A 19,118-nucleotide genomic window follows, 5' to 3' on the forward strand; every position below is an offset into this window, starting at 1 on the left:
TGTACTAACGATAGTGAATTTTAACGAAAAAAAAGGCGGAATGCAAGATGTTTTTTCCACAACTGTATACGAGAACTTCATATTCTTTGTTACAAAGTACAATTCGCATCCGAGAGTATGTTCGTGAAGCTAAAAAACTTGGATACACTTATTTAGCTATCACTGATGAGGATGTTTTGTACGGCGCCGCAGAATTTTACCAAGAGTGCGTCAAAGAAGGAATCAAACCAATTATTGGCCTACATCTTGAGTACACTTTTGAAGACAAAGACTACGGACTGTTAGTTTATGCAAAAGACAAGATTGGTTACCAACAATTGATGAATGTTTCGAGTAAAAAAATGATTGAAGGTACTATTGAACTGAACACATGGACGAAGACGGACCACTTGATTTTGATTGTGCCAGATAGTCATTCGATTGCAAATGATTATGGCACGGCAGAAACGTTTGCTAGTCATTGGCAAATGCTAAAAGAAAAAGTCCATTTCCACGATTTTTATGTGGGTGTAACTGGCCAAACCGTTTCGGATTCTAAAGAATGGTACGAGTTTCTGTCAGCTGAAGAGGAACAACTGTGTGCATTACATCCGATTGCAAGCTTGCATCAGGAAGATTTGTTTGCATTGGAAACAATGAAACATATAAAAGAAGGTACACAGATTTCGCCAGAAGAATTAGCAGATAGTAGTCAACTAGAAAATAAAAACTTTCTTGAATCAGAGAGTAAGATGATTCAAAAATTTAATGAACGATATACGTACAAAGTTCTTGAGACAACTCAAAAATTAGCTGAATCTGTGAATTTTAAGTTTCAATTTCATCAAAAACTGCTACCGCATTATCCAGTACCAAATGATGAATCGGCAGCGGTATACCTCAAACAATTGTGTCAAAATCAGTTATCAAAAAGAGTAGAATCTTTGACACCAGAATATCAACAACGTTTAGACTATGAATTAAAAATTATTCATCAAATGGGATTTGACGATTACTTTTTAATCGTGTGGGATGTGATGGCTTTTGCACACAAACAAAAAATCGTTACTGGCGCGGGTCGTGGATCAGCTGCGGGTTCATTAGTTGCTTATGTTTTGGCGATCACAGATGTGGATCCTTTGAAATATAATTTGCTCTTTGAACGTTTTTTAAATCCAGAACGTTACACAATGCCTGATATTGACTTGGATATTCCTGATAATAAACGTGAAGAAGTCTTGAATTATGTCCGAGAAAAATACGGGCAGTATCATATGGCACAGATTGCAACTTTTGGAACAATGGCTGCCAAAATGGTATTAAGAGACGTTGCGCGAGTATTTGGTGTTTCACAAAGTGAGGCAAATCGCTGGTCAAAGGCGATCCCTAATCAATTAAAAATCACCTTGTCACAAGCTTACCAAACTTCGAATAAACTAGTTGAATTGGTGCAGGCAAATAAAAAAAATCAATTACTGTTTCAAACAGCGACCATTTTAGAAGGGCTGCCACGTCACATATCGACACATGCGGCAGGGGTGGTATTGAGCGACCGCAATCTATTAGAGCTAGTTCCTTTACAACAGGGATCAGACGAAGCTTTTTTAACACAATATACTATGAATGCCGTAGAAGAAATCGGATTGCTGAAAATGGATTTCTTAGGTTTACGGAACTTATCAATTATTGATTATGCGCTTAAATCAATCAAACGTGTAGAAAAAATCGACCTTCAACTTAAGCAGATACCACTGGATGATGCGAAAACTTTCCGATTGTTTCAAAAAGGGGAGACAACCGGCGTCTTTCAATTTGAATCGGCAGGAATTCGAAATGTTTTACGGCGTTTGGGACCAGAAAATATTGAAGATATCGCTGCTGTCAACGCTTTGTATCGTCCTGGACCTATGCAAAATATTGATACCTTTATTGCACGAAAAAAAGGGAAAGAGGTTATTCAATACCCGGATGACGCATTAAAACCAATTTTGGAAAATACCTATGGAGTTATTGTGTATCAGGAACAAATCATGCAGATTGCTTCAACGATGGCTGGATTTTCTTTAGGTCAGGCAGATATTTTACGACGTGCAATTAGTAAGAAGAAAAAGGAAGTTATTGATAGAGAAAGAGAACACTTTGTAACTGGTTCACTAGCGCAAGGATATTCTAAGGAAAAGGCAATTGAAGTGTACGATTATATCGAGCGTTTTGCTAATTATGGATTTAATCGTTCACATACATTCGCTTATTCATTTGTTGGGTTTCAAATGGCTTATCTCAAAGCACATTATCCAGGAGCATTCTTTACTAGTTTGATGAATGCTGTGCGACACAATACCGCTAAGCTTAAAGAATACCTTGCTGAAGCTAGAAAGAACAAGTTAACGCTGAGTCCGCCTTCCATCAATCAAAGTGCTTATGGGTTTGAATTAGTCAATTCGCAATTGATTCGTTTTGGTTTGACAGCAATCAAAGGGGTACGGCGAGATTTTGTAGAAGAGATTATCAATGAAAGAAAAACAAATGGTTCGTTCAAATCTGTCGATGAGTTTTTGATTCGTATAGATAAGCGATGGCTCAAAGAAGATATCCTGAAACCTTTAGTTGCTGTAGGTGTATTCGATGAGTTAGAAAAAAATCGTAAGCAGCTCATGCTCGATTTAGAAGGAAAGATCCAAAACGTTCAATACAGTAGCGGCAGTTTGGACTTGATGGAAATCATGGCGTTGAAGGAAGAAGAAATTGCAGATTATTCATTAGATGAACGTTTGACACTAGAAGAAGAATATCTTGGTGTTTATTTATCTGGTCATCCAACAGAAGGATATGAGCGATTGCGTTTAGCTAAACGTGTTCAATTGATTACCGAAATTGTGCCTCAGCAGACAGTAAGTTTGTTATTGTACATCAAAAATATTCGTGAAATTCGGACAAAAAAAGGAGAAAGAATGGCTTTCGTGGAAGGAACGGATAGCTCAGGTGAAGTAACAGTTACTGTTTTTCCTAAGTTGTATCGCCAATTCAGAAATCTTTTTGAAGTGAATCACGTACTGTTTGTACAAGGTCGTAGTGAAATAAGTCGCTATAACCAAGAATTACAATTGATTGGCGAAACATTTGCAGATGCGAAAGAATTTGAGAAAAACTTTCCAGATCAAACTTGTTATTTAAGAATCACAGAAGGACAAGAAGACCATGAAACAATGCGTCAATTGAAAACAATTTTTCAGAAACATCCCGGATACATTCCAGTTGTTTTATACTATGAAAAAACACAACGGAAAATCGTGTTATCAGAGGAAAACTGGGTAGATGGGAGTAAGAGTCTGCGAGGACAGCTTTCTTATTTACTTCAAGAGGAAAATGTTGTTTTCAAATAAGTTACGGTAAAAAATACTACGTGCTTTCATTTTTTTTCATTTTTTTAGCTATTAATCAAGACAAGTTAGAAAAATAATGTTAGAATGTTAGACGTGGTTATTGCAAACAAATGGTTATAGCCTAAGTCTTCTTAGGATAAAGTATTTTAATGAGGTGAATGTTTATATGAAACGCATCGGAATTTTGACCAGTGGCGGAGACGCACCTGGAATGAACGCAGCGATTCGCGCAGTTGTTCGTAAAGGAATCTATGAAGGTCTAGAAGTTTATGGAATCAACTACGGATTTGCCGGATTAGTTGCCGGAGATATTCGTCGTCTTGACGTTGCTGACGTTGGTGATAAGATCCAACGCGGTGGTACTTTCTTGTACTCTGCTCGTTACCCAGAATTTGCTACAGAAGAAGGTCAATTAAAGGGTATCGAACAATTGAAAAAATTCGGTATTGAAGGTTTAGTAGTTATCGGTGGCGATGGCTCTTACCATGGAGCGATGGCTTTAACTAAGCGTGGTTTCCCAGCAGTGGGAATTCCTGGAACAATCGATAATGATATTCCTGGTACAGACTTCACAATCGGTTTTGATACAGCAATTAATACAGTGCTTGAATCAATTGACCGCATTCGTGACACAGCTACATCACACGTTCGTACATTCGTTATTGAAGTAATGGGACGTAACGCTGGCGATATCGCTTTATGGTCAGGTGTTGCAGGCGGAGCTGATGAAATCATCATTCCAGAACATGATTTTGACATGGCTGCTGTTGCTAAAAAAATCCAAGAAGGCCGCGATCGTGGAAAAAAACATTGCTTGATCATCTTGGCTGAAGGTGTAATGGGCGGAAACGAATTTGCTGAAAAACTTTCAGAATTCGGCGACTACCATACTCGTGTATCTATCTTAGGACACGTTGTTCGTGGGGGCGCACCAAGCGCACGTGATCGTGTGTTAGCAAGTAAATTTGGTGCTTATGCTGTTGAATTATTACAACAAGGTAAAGGCGGATTATGTGTTGGGATTCATGACAATGATATTGTTGCTTCTGACATCATTGACACTTTGGAAAACAACAAACATAAACCAGACTTATCATTGTACGAATTAAACAATACTCTTTCATTCTAATTTGATTTAATCAAAGGAATGAATAAGACCAGAGCAAACTTTGTTTGACTCAACTGAACTATCTATAATTAATAGCTATTTAAGCTGTAAAGCTTTAAATAAACAAAATTGAATGGGAGCGTTTTGTAAAATGAAAAAAACCAAAATCGTTAGTACATTAGGACCAGCAAGTAATTCAGTAGAAACTATTTCTAAACTGATCGAATCTGGAGCAAATGTCTTCCGTTTTAACTTCTCACATGGAGATCATGAAGAACAATTATCACGTATGGTAATGGTTCGTGAAGCCGTTAAAAAAACAGGCAAAGATGTAGGTATCCTTTTAGATACTAAAGGTGCAGAAATCCGTACAACAGTTCAAGGAACAACAGAAGCTGATTTTGGCCGTGCCGGCTATATCAAATTCGAAGTTGGAGATCAAACTCGTATCTCTATGGACCCTGAACATGTTGGTTCAAAAGAAAAAATCGCTGTAACTTATCCTGGATTGTTTGAAGACGTTCACGTTGGTGGACACATCTTATTCGATGATGGTCTTATTGACATGGAAATCGTTGAAAAAGACGAAGCAAACCGTGAATTAGTTGTAGTAGTTAAAAATGCAGGTATGCTAGGATCACGTAAAGGTGTTAACGCACCAGGCGTATCAATCAGCTTACCAGGTATTACAGAAAAAGATGCTGACGATATCCGTTTCGGTTTAGATAACGACATCGACTTTATCGCTGCAAGTTTTGTACGTAAAGCACAAGACGTTTTAGATATTCGTGAAATTTTAGAAGAAAAAAATATGACACACGTTCAAATTTTCCCTAAAATTGAATCTGAAGAAGGTATCGACAACATCGACGAAATCATCAAAGTTTCTGATGGTGTTATGATTGCTCGTGGTGACATGGGTGTTGAAATTCCAGCTGAATTAGTACCAATGGTTCAAAAACGTATCATTAAAAAATGTAACGCTGCTGGTATCCCAGTTATTACAGCTACACAAATGTTAGAATCAATGCAAGAAAACCCACGTCCAACACGTGCCGAAGCATCTGACGTTGCCAACGCTGTATTTGATGGTACAGACGCAACAATGTTATCAGGTGAATCTGCAAATGGTGACTACCCTGTAGAAGCTGTTTCAACAATGGCTCGTATTGACCAAGAAGCTGAAAAAGCTTTAGCTGAATTAGGTACATTCCAAATCAATCAATTTGACAAAACTGATGTTACTGAAACAATCGGTTTGTCAGTAGCTCGTGCTGCTAAAAACTTAGGTGTTAAAACAATCGTTGCTGCAACTGAGTCTGGTTACACAGCTAAAATGATTTCTAAATACCGTCCAGATGCTGACATCTTGGCAGTTACATTTGACGAACGCACAAAACGTGGTTTGATGTTAAACTGGGGCGTATACCCAACAGTTACTGAAAAACCAACAACTACTGATGAAATGTTTGAATTAGCTGCTAAAAAAGCAGTTGAATTAGGCTTTGCTTCAGAAGGCGATCTAATCTTGATCACTGCTGGTGTACCAGTTGGTGAACGTGGAACAACTAACGTAATGAAAATTCAAATGATTGGTTCTAAATTATTAGAAGCTCAAGGCGTTGGCCAAAAATCTGTTGTTGCAAACGCAGTAGTTGCTTCATCTGCTGAAGAAGCAATTAAAAAAGCAAAAGACGGCATGGTATTAGTTGTTCCAACAACTGATAAAGAATATATGCCTGCTATTGAAAAAGCAGCAGCAGTCGTAGTTGAAGAAGGTGGCTTAACTTCACACGCAGCAGTTGTAGGTATCGCTCAAGATATTCCTGTAATCGTTGGTGCAAAAGACGCGACTTCAACAATCGTTGATGGTGAATTAATTACTGTTGATTCACGTCGTGGTATTGTATACCGTGGCGAAACAACAGCTATCTAATTTGCTAGATAGTATAAAAAAAGCAGCTCCTCAATCTGAGGGGCTGTTTTTTTGTGTCTGAATAAATTCATTAATGACGCGGACAACTTGTTGCTGTAAATCAGTTGGCAATTGCTGTGTGCGCGTGACAAGTGAAATCAGAAAGCGTGGCTGTACAGTGTCAGTTAGTGGAAGTACAACTAACTGGTCTTCTGGATGAATCGCAATTTCTGTTAAAAAACCTATACCAACTTGTTCGCGAATCATACTTTTTAAAATGGATAAATCATTGCTTTGATACACAATTTTTGGTTCGATGTGTGCTTGTTTTGCTAATTTTGAAAAAGCAGTAGGATGGACGTAATGCTCGTTCAATAAAACAAATTCTTCGCTGATCAATTCTTTGAACGAAACAGCTTCTTTTTGGGCAAGTGGATGTTCTGGTGAGACAACAATCATAAACCGTTTGTCTAAGAGCAACTGTGTCTCTAAGGACTGATCAACAATTGGCTGAGTTGAACCAAGTAAAGCTAAATCAATTTGACCTTGATGAATCATTCCGTACAAGTCGCGGGAACCACCATCAATGATTTCTAATTGATTCATCAACTTTTGCCTAATGAAGTAACCGGATAATTTTGGAAAATATTCATTTCCAATGATTGGTGGCATGCCAAGACGAATTTTTTTTGTTTGTAGTTGTTGAATCTCAGCTTTTGCACGAGTGATTTCTTGAAGAATGGACTGTGCGTGGATAAACAGTTGGTGACCAGCTGGTGTGATCAATAGTTCATTGTGCGAGCGATCTCGGACGATGAGAACAGCGTTTAATTCTTTTTCAAGCCGTTGGACAGCATAAGTAATTGTGGGTTGGCTAACATGAAATAGATTAGCAACTTTTGTAAAGTTTTTTAGTTTGACTAATTGAACATAGTATTCAATATCTCGTGTGTTCATGTGTTAGCTCCTCTCTTTATCCATATAAATAATAGTTATTGTAATGGATTCGTTTCTTGATAGCAACTGAAAGTTCAACGAAGTCTTTTGCGAAGCTAGCAGGAAACGTTTAGATGGATACATTTGAAAAATTTTGCGAAATCAGTAACCGATTACTTGTTATTTCGATTGAACAGAAAAAATTCCAAAAAAATTTTTGAGAAAAGAAATCAATTTGTTAAAAGACGTCTTAATCGAACTTTAGCCAAAAAGAAAAGGAAAATTTTGTTGGGAAAGTGAAAAAAGAAAACTGATTTTCCAAATAATGTACTGTTTTTTTATGAACTGTAAGGTGTCAAGAAAATTTCATTGACAAGGACGTTTTTGCCCTGTATAATTGCTTTTGTTGCTTAGGAGTGATGAAAAATGAAATGGTCTTTACTAGAATTACGAAAATATCAAGAGACACCATTAGTATTTCATGAAACACTTGATTTAAAATCAGGTTTAATGAAACGCGATAATTTAATACTCGATGTTGCACCAGTGGCTGTTGAAGGATTTGTTTCCGTTGATAAAAAAGGCTATATCGTTCATTACACTGTGCAAACGACTCTGACTGTCCCATCAACACGTTCACTTGAACCTGTTGAGTTAGTGATGGATTTTCCGGTTGATGAATTATTCATGACAGTAGAACAGTATCAAAGTCGAGACGAACAATTATCTGCTGATGAGATTTTGTTGATTGAGGGCACACAGCTTGATTTGACAGAGTCAATCGAAGATAATATTTTATTGGCAATTCCAATGCGTGTGCTTACTGAAGCAGAGGAAGCAGACGAAACCAACCTACCTAAAGGGGCAGATTGGGAAGTTATTTCTGAAGCAGAACATGAGCGCAGAAAAGTGGAAGAAGCTGAGACAAAAGTAGATCCTCGTCTTGCAAAACTATCGGAATTTTTTGATGATGAATCAAAGGAATAAAGATAACGAGTAAGATTGGAATATATTGTATCTAAATGGATGCAAGACTTTACAAGGAGGTGTAGCAAAATGGCAGTACCAGCTAGAAGAACATCAAAAGCTAAAAAAGCAAAACGTCGTACACACTACAAATTGACAATCAAAGGTTTAAACGAATGTCCTAACTGTGGTGAAATGAAAAAAAGCCATCACGTATGTACAAATTGTGGTTACTATGATGGTAAGGACGTAATGTCTAAAGAAGCTTAATACATTTTAATTAGAAAATGTAAAACCTCAAGGCTAACCATGGAGCCTTGGGGTTTATTTTTTTCTCGGAATCGCCAAAATATTTTGCACATTGGTTTGCATTGCACCAATGTTAGGCTATAATGAGAGAGATTAGGGGATTAACCCCAAATGTAGGAGGAGTTCATATGACGAAACAACAAATCGGCGTTGTCGGTATGGCCGTTATGGGCAAAAACTTAGCCTTAAATATTGAAAGCCGCGGTTATTCAGTCGCTCTATTTAACCGTACTGGTTCAAAAACAACAGAAGTAGTAGAAGAACATCCAGATAAAAACTTTAAAGCAACTTATACAATGGAAGACTTTGTTGCTTCAATTGAAAAACCACGTCGTATTCTTTTGATGGTTAAAGCAGGACCAGCTACTGATGCAACGATTCAAGAATTATTACCTCATTTAGATAAAGGCGATATTTTGATCGATGGCGGAAATACATTCTTCAAAGATACAATTCGTCGCAATGAAGAATTAGCAAACTCTGGAATCAACTTTATTGGTACTGGTGTTTCAGGTGGAGAAGAAGGCGCGCTAAAAGGCCCTTCTATCATGCCTGGTGGGCAAAAAGAAGCCTACGAATTAGTGGCACCGATTTTAGAACAAATTTCTGCTAAAGCAGAAGATGGCGCACCATGTGTAACTTATATTGGGCCAAATGGTGCAGGTCATTATGTAAAAATGGTTCACAATGGAATTGAGTATGGAGATATGCAATTGATTGCGGAGTCTTATGACTTAATGAAGAATATTCTTGGGCTATCAGTTGATGAAATGGCTGAGATCTTCAAAGAATGGAATCAAGGGGAACTTGATAGCTACTTAATCGAGATCACTGCTGACATTTTGACTCGTAAAGACGATGAAGGCACAGGCAAACCGATTGTTGATGTCATTCTTGATGCAGCTGGCAATAAAGGAACTGGTAAATGGACAAGTCAAAGTGCTTTAGACTTAGGTGTGCCACTTCCATTGATCACAGAATCTGTATTTGCTCGTTATATCTCTGCTTATAAAGACGAACGTGTCCAAGCAAGTAAAATTTTGTCAAATCCAAATAATTTTGAATATACTGGTGACAAAAAAGAATTGGTTGAGAAAATCCGTGAAGCATTGTACTTTAGCAAAATTATGAGCTATGCTCAAGGCTTTGCACAACTACGAGTAGCTTCAAAAGAATACGATTGGGACTTGCCATTTGGCGAAATTGCTAAAATCTGGCGTGCAGGATGTATCATCCGTGCTCGTTTCTTACAAAAGATCACAGATGCATATGATAAAGACCCAGACATCGAAAACTTATTGTTAGATGATTACTTTGTTGAAATCACAAAGAAATATCAACAATCAGTGAGAGATGTAGTTGCTTTAGCCGTTCAAGCTGGTGTACCGGTGCCAACGTTCTCTTCAGCAATTTCTTACTTTGACTCTTATAGAGCAGAACGCTTGCCAGCAAACATTATTCAAGCACAACGTGATTATTTTGGTGCACACACTTATGAACGTGTGGACAAAGAAGGAATCTTCCACTACTCTTGGTATCATGAAGAGTAAGTAGTTCTTGACTTTGCAAAACTGAAAATTTAGATAAATCATGATAGAGCTGAAGTCATTTGTTACGAATAGACTTCGGCTCTTTTTAAAATTGTTTATTCATGATAGAATGACTATAGATTTTTAAGTAGAATATCGGTATAATGATAGAGTTTGTAGAAATCGCGTAGAGGGAAAGGATAAAATAATAGATGAGTAATATTCTAATCATTGAAGATGAAAAGAACTTAGCTCGCTTTGTCGAGTTGGAATTAAAGCACGAAGGGTACAATGCTGAAGTTCATTATAATGGCCGCACAGGATTAGACGCTGCTTTAAATAATGAATGGGATGCCATTTTACTAGATTTGATGTTACCAGAGTTAAATGGATTAGAAGTTTGTCGACGTGTCCGTCAAGTAAAAAACACACCAATCATCATGATGACTGCTAGGGATTCAGTGATTGACCGCGTATCAGGTTTAGACCATGGAGCAGATGACTACATTGTTAAGCCATTTGCAATTGAAGAATTATTAGCCCGCTTGCGAGCTTTGTTACGTCGAATTGATATCGAAGGTGATAAAAACGTAGCAAAACAAACAACAATTACTTATCGCGACCTAACAATTGAAAAAGAAAATCGTGTGGTACGCCGTGGAAACGAAGTAATTGAATTAACCAAACGTGAGTATGAGCTATTATTGACGTTGATGGAAAACGTCAATGTAGTATTAGCCCGTGATGTTCTATTAAACAAAGTTTGGGGTTATGAAACAGAAGTCGAAACGAATGTTGTCGATGTATATATTCGTTACTTGCGCAATAAGATTGATGTTCCTGGGGAGGAAAGCTATATCCAAACTGTCCGCGGAACAGGTTATGTGATGCGCTCGTGATCAAACCGAAAAAATCGGAAAAAAGAGAACTGAAAGGTCCCTCCTTGACTATCAAGTGGGCCTTTGCAAGTTCTTTCTTTATATTTGTTGTTTTTACTATTTTTGCGGTTATTACTTATAAGTCTTCAATCAATCTGATTGTTGCTAAAGAACGAAACAATGTGGAACGAACGATTTCACAAGTGGCCTCTCGGTTAGCTAACTCAGATGAAGAGCTGACTTTAGTCAATACGTACCGAAATTTGACTAATACAACTACAAATGATAGTAATATTGACGACCAAACGACGAATATCGAAGGGAACTTAATGAAAATTGATTCCTTCATTGCAGAACTTGGTCAGTCATCATTGGATTTATTCGTCTACAATTTAGAAGAAAAGCTGATATTTAAAACGCAGCAGCATAGTCAATCATTGTTACAAACAACCAGAAAAGTTCCAACGATCGTTACGATTGATGGGAGAACAGGATTTTTATCTATTCAACCAATCTATTCTAAAGGAACCCGTGAAAAAATTGGGTATGCGCAAACTTTCTATGAGCTGTCCTCTTTTTATGATATACGCAATAAATTATTGTTAACACTGATTATTTTAGAAGTCGTTTCATTGATTCTAAGTAGTATCTTAGGGTTTTTCCTATCTTCTTATTTCCTGAAGCCGTTAAAAGTTCTGCGAGATACGATGGATACTATCCGAAAAGATCCACAGTCAGATATTCATATGCCTGAAATTGATACAAATGATGAATTAGCAGATTTAGCTGAGATCTTTAATGAAATGCTTGATCGGATGCGATTATACATGGAGCAACAAGAACAATTTGTTCAAGACGTGTCCCATGAATTACGAACACCAGTAGCAATCATTGAAGGTCATTTGAGTTTGCTAAACCGCTGGGGAAAAGATGACCCTGAAATCTTAGAGGAGTCTCTTAGCGCAAGTATGCAAGAAATTAGCCGTATGAAAAGTCTTGTTCAAGAAATGCTAGATCTTTCGAGGGCGGAACAAGTTGATATTCATTATGGTAATGAAACAACAAAAGGAAAAGAAGTTACCTATCAAGTTTACAATAACTTTAAGATCTTATATCCAGACTATGTAATCACTTTGGATGATGATTTATCTAAAGAAGTAATCTTGCAAATCTACCGTAATCATTTTGAACAATTAATCATTATTATTCTTGATAATGCGGTTAAATACTCTACGACGAGAAAAGAAGTGCATATTTCGATTTCTTCTACGTTAAGTGAATTTGAGATTGCGATTCAAGATTTTGGTGAGGGGATTCCACAAGAAGACTTGAAGAAAATCTTTAATCGGTTTTATCGAGTTGATAAAGCTAGAGCTCGCACAAAAGGTGGAAATGGTCTCGGCCTGTCTATCGCTAAGCAATTAGTTGAAAGTTATAAGGGGCGAATTATCGCTGAAAGTGTTGTTGGTCAAGGAACGATTTTTCGAATATTCATCCCAATAGTAAAATCTGAAGACAAGTAAAACGATTTCGTTTTGCTTGTCTTTTCCTTTTTTATAGAAAATAGCTACAAGGCGGGGGAACACAAGTATTTGATGGACGAACTATAAGCAGTAATTTGTAAAACTTAGCAAGAAAATAGCAGGAAAAATAGAACAAAAAAGAAACATTTTTTTTGAATATTCGTTTTTAAAAATATTATTCAAAAAAGTAATTATTTCTGTTGCAATTTAAGAAATAGATTGCTATATTATTATTTGTTCTCTAATAATTCTTTACTTACTAACAACATTAATTTCTTTAAAAAATAGTGTTGACGAATAAAGAATGACATGTTAGAATAACAAAGTCGCTTAAGTAATAAGCTTTCAAAAGTTTGATATTTCAATAAAAAAATTGTTGACAAATAACAAACTGAATGATAAACTTATCAAGTCGTAAAAAAAGCGGCGGAAAATTAAAAAACAAAAAGTGTTGACAACTTCTAAAGAATCTGTTAAGATATAAAAGTTGTTAAAACAAAAAAGAATAGACCTTTGAAAACTGAACAAAGTAAGACAAACCAAATGTGTAGGGCGTCTTGATTCAATTCAAGACAACAAACATTTTTAAACAGCAAGCAATATGCTAGCAAACAAATTGAGCTTAACAATCGAAAGATTGTTCTAACTTTTATTATGAGAGTTTGATCCTGGCTCAGGACGAACGCTGGCGGCGTGCCTAATACATGCAAGTCGTACGCTTTTTCTTTCACCGGAGCTTGCTCCACCGAAAGAAAAGGAGTGGCGAACGGGTGAGTAACACGTGGGTAACCTGCCCATCAGAAGGGGATAACACTTGGAAACAGGTGCTAATACCGTATAACAATCGAAACCGCATGGTTTTGATTTGAAAGGCGCTTTCGGGTGTCGCTGATGGATGGACCCGCGGTGCATTAGCTAGTTGGTGAGGTAACGGCTCACCAAGGCCACGATGCATAGCCGACCTGAGAGGGTGATCGGCCACATTGGGACTGAGACACGGCCCAAACTCCTACGGGAGGCAGCAGTAGGGAATCTTCGGCAATGGACGAAAGTCTGACCGAGCAACGCCGCGTGAGTGAAGAAGGTTTTCGGATCGTAAAACTCTGTTGTTAGAGAAGAACAAGGATGAGAGTAACTGTTCATCCCTTGACGGTATCTAACCAGAAAGCCACGGCTAACTACGTGCCAGCAGCCGCGGTAATACGTAGGTGGCAAGCGTTGTCCGGATTTATTGGGCGTAAAGCGAGCGCAGGCGGTTTCTTAAGTCTGATGTGAAAGCCCCCGGCTCAACCGGGGAGGGTCATTGGAAACTGGGAGACTTGAGTGCAGAAGAGGAGAGTGGAATTCCATGTGTAGCGGTGAAATGCGTAGATATATGGAGGAACACCAGTGGCGAAGGCGACTCTCTGGTCTGTAACTGACGCTGAGGCTCGAAAGCGTGGGGAGCAAACAGGATTAGATACCCTGGTAGTCCACGCCGTAAACGATGAGTGCTAAGTGTTGGAGGGTTTCCGCCCTTCAGTGCTGCAGCTAACGCATTAAGCACTCCGCCTGGGGAGTACGACCGCAAGGTTGAAACTCAAAGGAATTGACGGGGGCCCGCACAAGCGGTGGAGCATGTGGTTTAATTCGAAGCAACGCGAAGAACCTTACCAGGTCTTGACATCCTTTGACCACTCTAGAGATAGAGCTTCCCCTTCGGGGGCAAAGTGACAGGTGGTGCATGGTTGTCGTCAGCTCGTGTCGTGAGATGTTGGGTTAAGTCCCGCAACGAGCGCAACCCTTATTGTTAGTTGCCATCATTTAGTTGGGCACTCTAGCAAGACTGCCGGTGACAAACCGGAGGAAGGTGGGGATGACGTCAAATCATCATGCCCCTTATGACCTGGGCTACACACGTGCTACAATGGGAAGTACAACGAGTCGCGAAGTCGCGAGGCTAAGCTAATCTCTTAAAGCTTCTCTCAGTTCGGATTGTAGGCTGCAACTCGCCTACATGAAGCCGGAATCGCTAGTAATCGCGGATCAGCACGCCGCGGTGAATACGTTCCCGGGCCTTGTACACACCGCCCGTCACACCACGAAAGTTTGTAACACCCGAAGTCGGTGAGGTAACCTTTTTGGAGCCAGCCGCCTAAGGTGGGATAGATGATTGGGGTGAAGTCGTAACAAGGTAGCCGTATCGGAAGGTGCGGCTGGATCACCTCCTTTCTAAGGAATATTACGGAGACTACACACGTTTGTCATCATTACTTTGTTCAGTTTTGAGAGGTTTACTCTCTTCATTTAAATACGGGGCCTTAGCTCAGCTGGGAGAGCGCCTGCTTTGCACGCAGGAGGTCAGCGGTTCGATCCCGCTAGGCTCCATTAACAACATTTGTTGTTAACTTTGTTCATTGAAAACTGGATATTTGAAGTAAGATCAAAACAAACCGAGAACACCGCGTTGAATGAGTTTTTTAATAAGTTCAATTGCTTATTTTTCTTGACTAGTTTCTATCGCTAGAAATGATGTCAAAACCCAACCGTAAGGTTGATAAGGTTAAGTGAATAAGGGCGCACGGTGGATGCCTTGGCACTAGGAGCCGATGAAGGACGGGACTAACACCGATATGCTTTGGGGAGCTGTACGTAAGCTATGATCCAGAGATTTCCGAATGGGGGAACCCAGCATCTTTTATAGGATGTTACAAATATGTGAATACATAGCATATTTGAGGTAGACGCAGAGAACTGAAACATCTAAGTACCTGCAGGAAGAGAAAGAAAATTCGATTCCCTGAGTAGCGGCGAGCGAAACGGGAAAAGCCCAAACCAACAAGCTTGCTTGTTGGGGTTGTAGGACTCCGATATGGTAGTTTTTTCAGATAATCGAATGACTTGGAAAAGTCAGTCAAAGAGGGTAAAAACCCCGTAGATGAAATTTGGAAGACACCTAGGAGGATCCTGAGTACGGCGGAACACGAGGAATTCCGTCGGAATCCGGGAGGACCATCTCCCAAGGCTAAATACTCCCTAGTGACCGATAGTGAACCAGTACCGTGAGGGAAAGGTGAAAAGCACCCCGGAAGGGGAGTGAAATAGAACCTGAAACCGTGTGCCTACAACAAGTCAAAGCCCGTTAATGGGTGATGGCGTGCCTTTTGTAGAATGAACCGGCGAGTTACGATTGCATGCGAGGTTAAGTCGAAGAGACGGAGCCGTAGCGAAAGCGAGTCTGAATAGGGCGTTTGAGTATGTAGTCGTAGACCCGAAACCATGTGATCTACCCATGTCCAGGTTGAAGGTGCGGTAAAACGCACTGGAGGACCGAACCCACGTACGTTGAAAAGTGCGGGGATGAGGTGTGGGTAGCGGAGAAATTCCAAACGAACTTGGAGATAGCTGGTTCTCTCCGAAATAGCTTTAGGGCTAGCCTCGGAATTGAGAATGATGGAGGTAGAGCACTGTTTGGACTAGGGGCCCATCTCGGGTTACCGAATTCAGATAAACTCCGAATGCCATTCATTCATATCCGGGAGTCAGACTGTGAGTGATAAGATCCATAGTCGAAAGGGAAACAGCCCAGACCACCAGCTAAGGTCCCAAAATATATGTTAAGTGGAAAAGGATGTGGGGTTGCACAGACAACTAGGATGTTGGCTCAGAAGCAGCCACCATTTAAAGAGTGCGTAATAGCTCACTAGTCGAGTGACCCTGCGCCGAAAATGTACCGGGGCTAAACATATTACCGAAGCTGTGGATAACACCTATGGTGTTATGGTAGGAGAGCGTTCTAAGGGCGTTGAAGGTAGATCGTGAGGACTGCTGGAGCGCTTAGAAGTGAGAATGCCGGTATGAGTAGCGAAAGACAGGTGAGAATCCTGTCCACCGAATGACTAAGGTTTCCTGGGGAAGGCTCGTCCGCCCAGGGTTAGTCGGGACCTAAGCCGAGGCCGAAAGGCGTAGGCGATGGATAACAGGTTGATATTCCTGTACCCGTTGTTTTTGTTTGAGCAATGGAGGGACGCAGGAGGCTAAGGAATGCAGACGATTGGAAATGTCTGTCCAAGCAGTAAGTCTTAGGTTGAGTCAAATGCTTAATCTTTTAAGGACAAGCTGTGATGGGGAGGGAAATAATAGTACCGAAGTTCCTGATGTCACACTGCCAAGAAAAGCTTCTAGTGAGAAAACAATGGCCCGTACCGCAAACCGACACAGGTAGTCGAGGAGAGAATCCTAAGGTGAGCGAGAGAACTCTCGTTAAGGAACTCGGCAAAATGACCCCGTAACTTCGGGAGAAGGGGTGCTGATCGTCAGATCAGCCGCAGTGAATAGGCCCAAGCGACTGTTTATCAAAAACACAGGTCTCTGCAAAATCGTAAGATGAAGTATAGGGGCTGACGCCTGCCCGGTGCTGGAAGGTTAAGAGGAGTGCTTAGCGTAAGCGAAGGTACGAATTGAAGCCCCAGTAAACGGCGGCCGTAACTATAACGGTCCTAAGGTAGCGAAATTCCTTGTCGGGTAAGTTCCGACCCGCACGAAAGGCGTAACGATTTGGGCACTGTCTCAACGAGAGACTCGGTGAAATTTTAGTACCTGTGAAGATGCAGGTTACCCGCGACAGGACGGAAAGACCCCATGGAGCTTTACTGTAGTTTGATATTGAGTGTCTGTACCGCATGTACAGGATAGGTAGGAGCCGTAGAAATCGGAACGCTAGTTTCGATGGAGGCGCTGGTGGGATACTACCCCTGCGTTATGGCCACTCTAACCCGCACCACTAATCGTGGTGGGAGACAGTGTCAGATGGGCAGTTTGACTGGGGCGGTCGCCTCCTAAAAGGTAACGGAGGCGCCCAAAGGTTCCCTCAGAATGGTTGGAAATCATTCGAAGAGTGTAAAGGCAGAAGGGAGCTTGACTGCGAGACCAACAAGTCGAGCAGGGACGAAAGTCGGGCTTAGTGATCCGGTGGTTCCGCATGGAAGGGCCATCGCTCAACGGATAAAAGCTACCCTGGGGATAACAGGCTTATCTCCCCCAAGAGTCCACATCGACGGGGAGGTTTGGCACCTCGATGTCGGCTCGTCGCATCCTGGGGCTGTAGTCGGTCCCAAGGGTTGGGCTGTTCGCCCATTAAAGCGGCACGCGAGCTGGGTTCAGAACGTCGTGAGACAGTTCGGTCCCTATCCGTCGCGGGCGTTGGAAATTTGAGAGGAGCTGTCCTTAGTACGAGAGGACCGGGATGGACTTACCGCTGGTGTACCAGTTGTTCTGCCAAGGGCATTGCTGGGTAGCTATGTAGGGAAGGGATAAACGCTGAAAGCATCTAAGTGTGAAGCCCACCTCAAGATGAGATTTCCCATTTCTTTAAGAAAGTAAGATCCCTGAGAGATGATCAGGTAGATAGGTCAGAAGTGGAAGTACAGTGATGTATGGAGCGGACTGATACTAATCGATCGAGGACTTAACCAAGAATGGTAAAAGAAAAAAACTCGGTAGAGTTGAGATTACTTCAAATCCAGTTTTGAGTGAGCAAAAGCAAACTCAATAAGATAACACCACAGTGTGGTGGCGATAGCGAGAAGGATACACCTGTAACCATGCCGAACACAGAAGTTAAGCTTCTTAGCGCCGATTGTAGTGAGGGGTTGCCCCTTGTGAGAGTAGGACGTCGCCACGCTGGTGTTATTCCGGCATAGCTCAGTTGGTAGTAGCGCATGACTGTTAATCATGATGTCGTAGGTTCGAGTCCTACTGCCGGAGTTCTCAATTTGAGAAAAGAGTAATGAGCTTCTTTCACTCTGGAGAGTTGTCCGAGAGGCCGAAGGAGCATGATTGGAAATCATGTAGATGGTGAACGCTGTCTCAAGGGTTCGAATCCCTTACTCTCCGTTAGTAATATATCTGGCCCGTTGGTCAAGCGGTTAAGACACCGCCCTTTCACGGCGGTAACACGGGTTCGAATCCCGTACGGGTCATACAATTGAATTTGGAGGTTTAGCTCAGCTGGGAGAGCATCTGCCTTACAAGCAGAGGGTCAGCGGTTCGATCCCGTTAACCTCCATAATGAACTGGTTCCGTGGTGTAGGGGTTAACATGCCTGCCTGTCACGCAGGAGATCGCGGGTTCGATTCCCGTCGGGACCGTCATTATTTATTCAATTGATGTAATTTCATATGGCGCGGTAGCTCAGTTGGTAGAGCAACGGATTGAAGCTCCGTGTGTCGGCAGTTCGATTCTGTCCCGCGCCACCATGGAGGAGTAGCGAAGTGGCTAAACGCGACGGACTGTAAATCCGTTCCTTAGGGTTCAGTGGTTCGAATCCACTCTCCTCCATTTTATTAATAGGGGTATAGTTTAAAGGTAGAACAGCGGTCTCCAAAACCGTTAGTGTGGGTTCAATTCCTGCTACCCCTGCCATGGCGGATGTGGCGAAGTGGTTAACGCACCGGATTGTGGCTCCGGCACTCGTGGGTTCGATTCCCATCATTCGCCCTTTTTTTATTGGGGTATAGCCAAGCGGTAAGGCAAGGGACTTTGACTCCCTCATGCGTTGGTTCGAATCCAGCTACCCCAGTTCTATAAATTTTATAGATTGATAATCGTATAA

9 protein-coding genes, 11 tRNA genes and 3 rRNA genes are annotated in these 19,118 nt (G+C 40.9%); 22 read left to right on the forward strand and 1 reads right to left on the reverse strand.

Annotation, left to right across the window (positions count from 1 at the left end; all coding sequences use genetic code 11):
• The first annotated feature begins 47 nt into the window (after positions 1-47).
• The 3 genes from dnaE (at position 48) to pyk (ending at position 6,406) form a co-directional block, all read left to right on the forward strand.
• Positions 48-3,362, forward strand: a complete 3,315-nt coding sequence (gene dnaE / locus IGJ66_RS03960) for a DNA polymerase III subunit alpha (RefSeq protein WP_430616847.1) — start codon at positions 48-50, stop codon at positions 3,360-3,362.
• Between the two features lie 166 nt (positions 3,363-3,528).
• On the forward strand, positions 3,529-4,491 hold the full coding sequence (gene pfkA, locus IGJ66_RS03965) for a 6-phosphofructokinase (protein WP_430616848.1): 963 nt from the start codon (positions 3,529-3,531) through the stop codon (positions 4,489-4,491).
• A gap of 130 nt (positions 4,492-4,621) precedes the next feature.
• Entirely contained in the window at positions 4,622-6,406 is a 1,785-nt protein-coding gene (pyk, locus tag IGJ66_RS03970) for a pyruvate kinase (RefSeq protein ID WP_067484128.1), read from the forward strand.
• A 30-nt stretch (positions 6,407-6,436) separates the two neighbouring features.
• Here the strand turns inward: pyk and IGJ66_RS03975 are convergent, their stop codons facing one another.
• Positions 6,437-7,342, reverse strand: a complete 906-nt coding sequence (locus tag IGJ66_RS03975) for a LysR substrate-binding domain-containing protein (RefSeq protein ID WP_071869305.1) — start codon at positions 7,340-7,342, stop codon at positions 6,437-6,439.
• 405 nt (positions 7,343-7,747) lie between these two features.
• Between IGJ66_RS03975 and IGJ66_RS03980 the strand changes: the two genes are divergently transcribed.
• From IGJ66_RS03980 to IGJ66_RS04070, 19 genes are all read left to right on the forward strand, one after another.
• Entirely contained in the window at positions 7,748-8,308 is a 561-nt protein-coding gene (locus IGJ66_RS03980; protein ID WP_067484133.1) for a YceD family protein, read from the forward strand.
• 69 nt (positions 8,309-8,377) lie between these two features.
• Positions 8,378-8,557 (forward strand): 50S ribosomal protein L32, encoded by a 180-nt coding sequence (gene rpmF / locus IGJ66_RS03985; RefSeq protein WP_067484136.1) that lies wholly within the window; start codon positions 8,378-8,380, stop codon positions 8,555-8,557.
• A 167-nt stretch (positions 8,558-8,724) separates the two neighbouring features.
• Positions 8,725-10,146 (forward strand): NADP-dependent phosphogluconate dehydrogenase, encoded by a 1,422-nt coding sequence (gndA, locus tag IGJ66_RS03990; protein WP_067484139.1) that lies wholly within the window; start codon positions 8,725-8,727, stop codon positions 10,144-10,146.
• Positions 10,147-10,337: 191 nt separating this feature from the next.
• Positions 10,338-11,024 carry a response regulator transcription factor gene (locus IGJ66_RS03995; protein WP_002290973.1) on the forward strand — a complete coding sequence of 229 codons (687 nt, stop codon included), beginning with the start codon at positions 10,338-10,340 and terminating at the stop codon, positions 11,022-11,024.
• On the forward strand, positions 11,021-12,526 hold the full coding sequence (locus IGJ66_RS04000; protein WP_067484140.1) for a HAMP domain-containing sensor histidine kinase: 1,506 nt from the start codon (positions 11,021-11,023) through the stop codon (positions 12,524-12,526). Before IGJ66_RS03995 ends, IGJ66_RS04000 begins: the two co-directional genes overlap by 4 nt.
• Positions 12,527-13,176: 650 nt before the next feature.
• A 16S ribosomal RNA gene (locus IGJ66_RS04005) occupies positions 13,177-14,737 on the forward strand.
• Between the two features lie 83 nt (positions 14,738-14,820).
• Positions 14,821-14,893: transfer RNA gene (locus IGJ66_RS04010), tRNA-Ala, on the forward strand.
• A 173-nt stretch (positions 14,894-15,066) separates the two neighbouring features.
• Positions 15,067-17,980: ribosomal RNA gene (locus IGJ66_RS04015) — 23S ribosomal RNA — on the forward strand.
• A 92-nt stretch (positions 17,981-18,072) separates the two neighbouring features.
• Positions 18,073-18,188, forward strand: a 5S ribosomal RNA gene (rrf, locus tag IGJ66_RS04020).
• Together the 16S, 23S and 5S rRNA genes with 11 tRNA genes alongside form the textbook arrangement of a ribosomal RNA operon.
• 9 nt (positions 18,189-18,197) lie before the next feature.
• Positions 18,198-18,271, forward strand: a tRNA-Asn gene (locus IGJ66_RS04025).
• A 40-nt stretch (positions 18,272-18,311) separates the two neighbouring features.
• Positions 18,312-18,400: transfer RNA gene (locus tag IGJ66_RS04030), tRNA-Ser, on the forward strand.
• A 14-nt stretch (positions 18,401-18,414) separates the two neighbouring features.
• A tRNA-Glu gene (locus IGJ66_RS04035) sits at positions 18,415-18,486 on the forward strand.
• Positions 18,487-18,499: 13 nt separating this feature from the next.
• Positions 18,500-18,572: transfer RNA gene (locus IGJ66_RS04040), tRNA-Val, on the forward strand.
• 9 nt (positions 18,573-18,581) lie between these two features.
• A tRNA-Asp gene (locus IGJ66_RS04045) sits at positions 18,582-18,654 on the forward strand.
• Positions 18,655-18,686: 32 nt separating this feature from the next.
• A tRNA-Phe gene (locus IGJ66_RS04050) sits at positions 18,687-18,762 on the forward strand.
• Position 18,763: 1 nt separating this feature from the next.
• Positions 18,764-18,844, forward strand: a tRNA-Tyr gene (locus IGJ66_RS04055).
• A gap of 10 nt (positions 18,845-18,854) precedes the next feature.
• Positions 18,855-18,928, forward strand: a tRNA-Trp gene (locus IGJ66_RS04060).
• Positions 18,929-18,930: 2 nt separating this feature from the next.
• Positions 18,931-19,003: transfer RNA gene (locus IGJ66_RS04065), tRNA-His, on the forward strand.
• Positions 19,004-19,013: 10 nt separating this feature from the next.
• Positions 19,014-19,085: transfer RNA gene (locus tag IGJ66_RS04070), tRNA-Gln, on the forward strand.
• Positions 19,086-19,118 lie beyond the last annotated feature (33 nt).

The sequence above is a fragment of the Enterococcus sp. DIV0176 genome, assembly GCF_050528535.1.
In the GTDB taxonomy this organism is placed as follows: domain Bacteria; phylum Bacillota; class Bacilli; order Lactobacillales; family Enterococcaceae; genus Enterococcus_B; species Enterococcus_B thailandicus.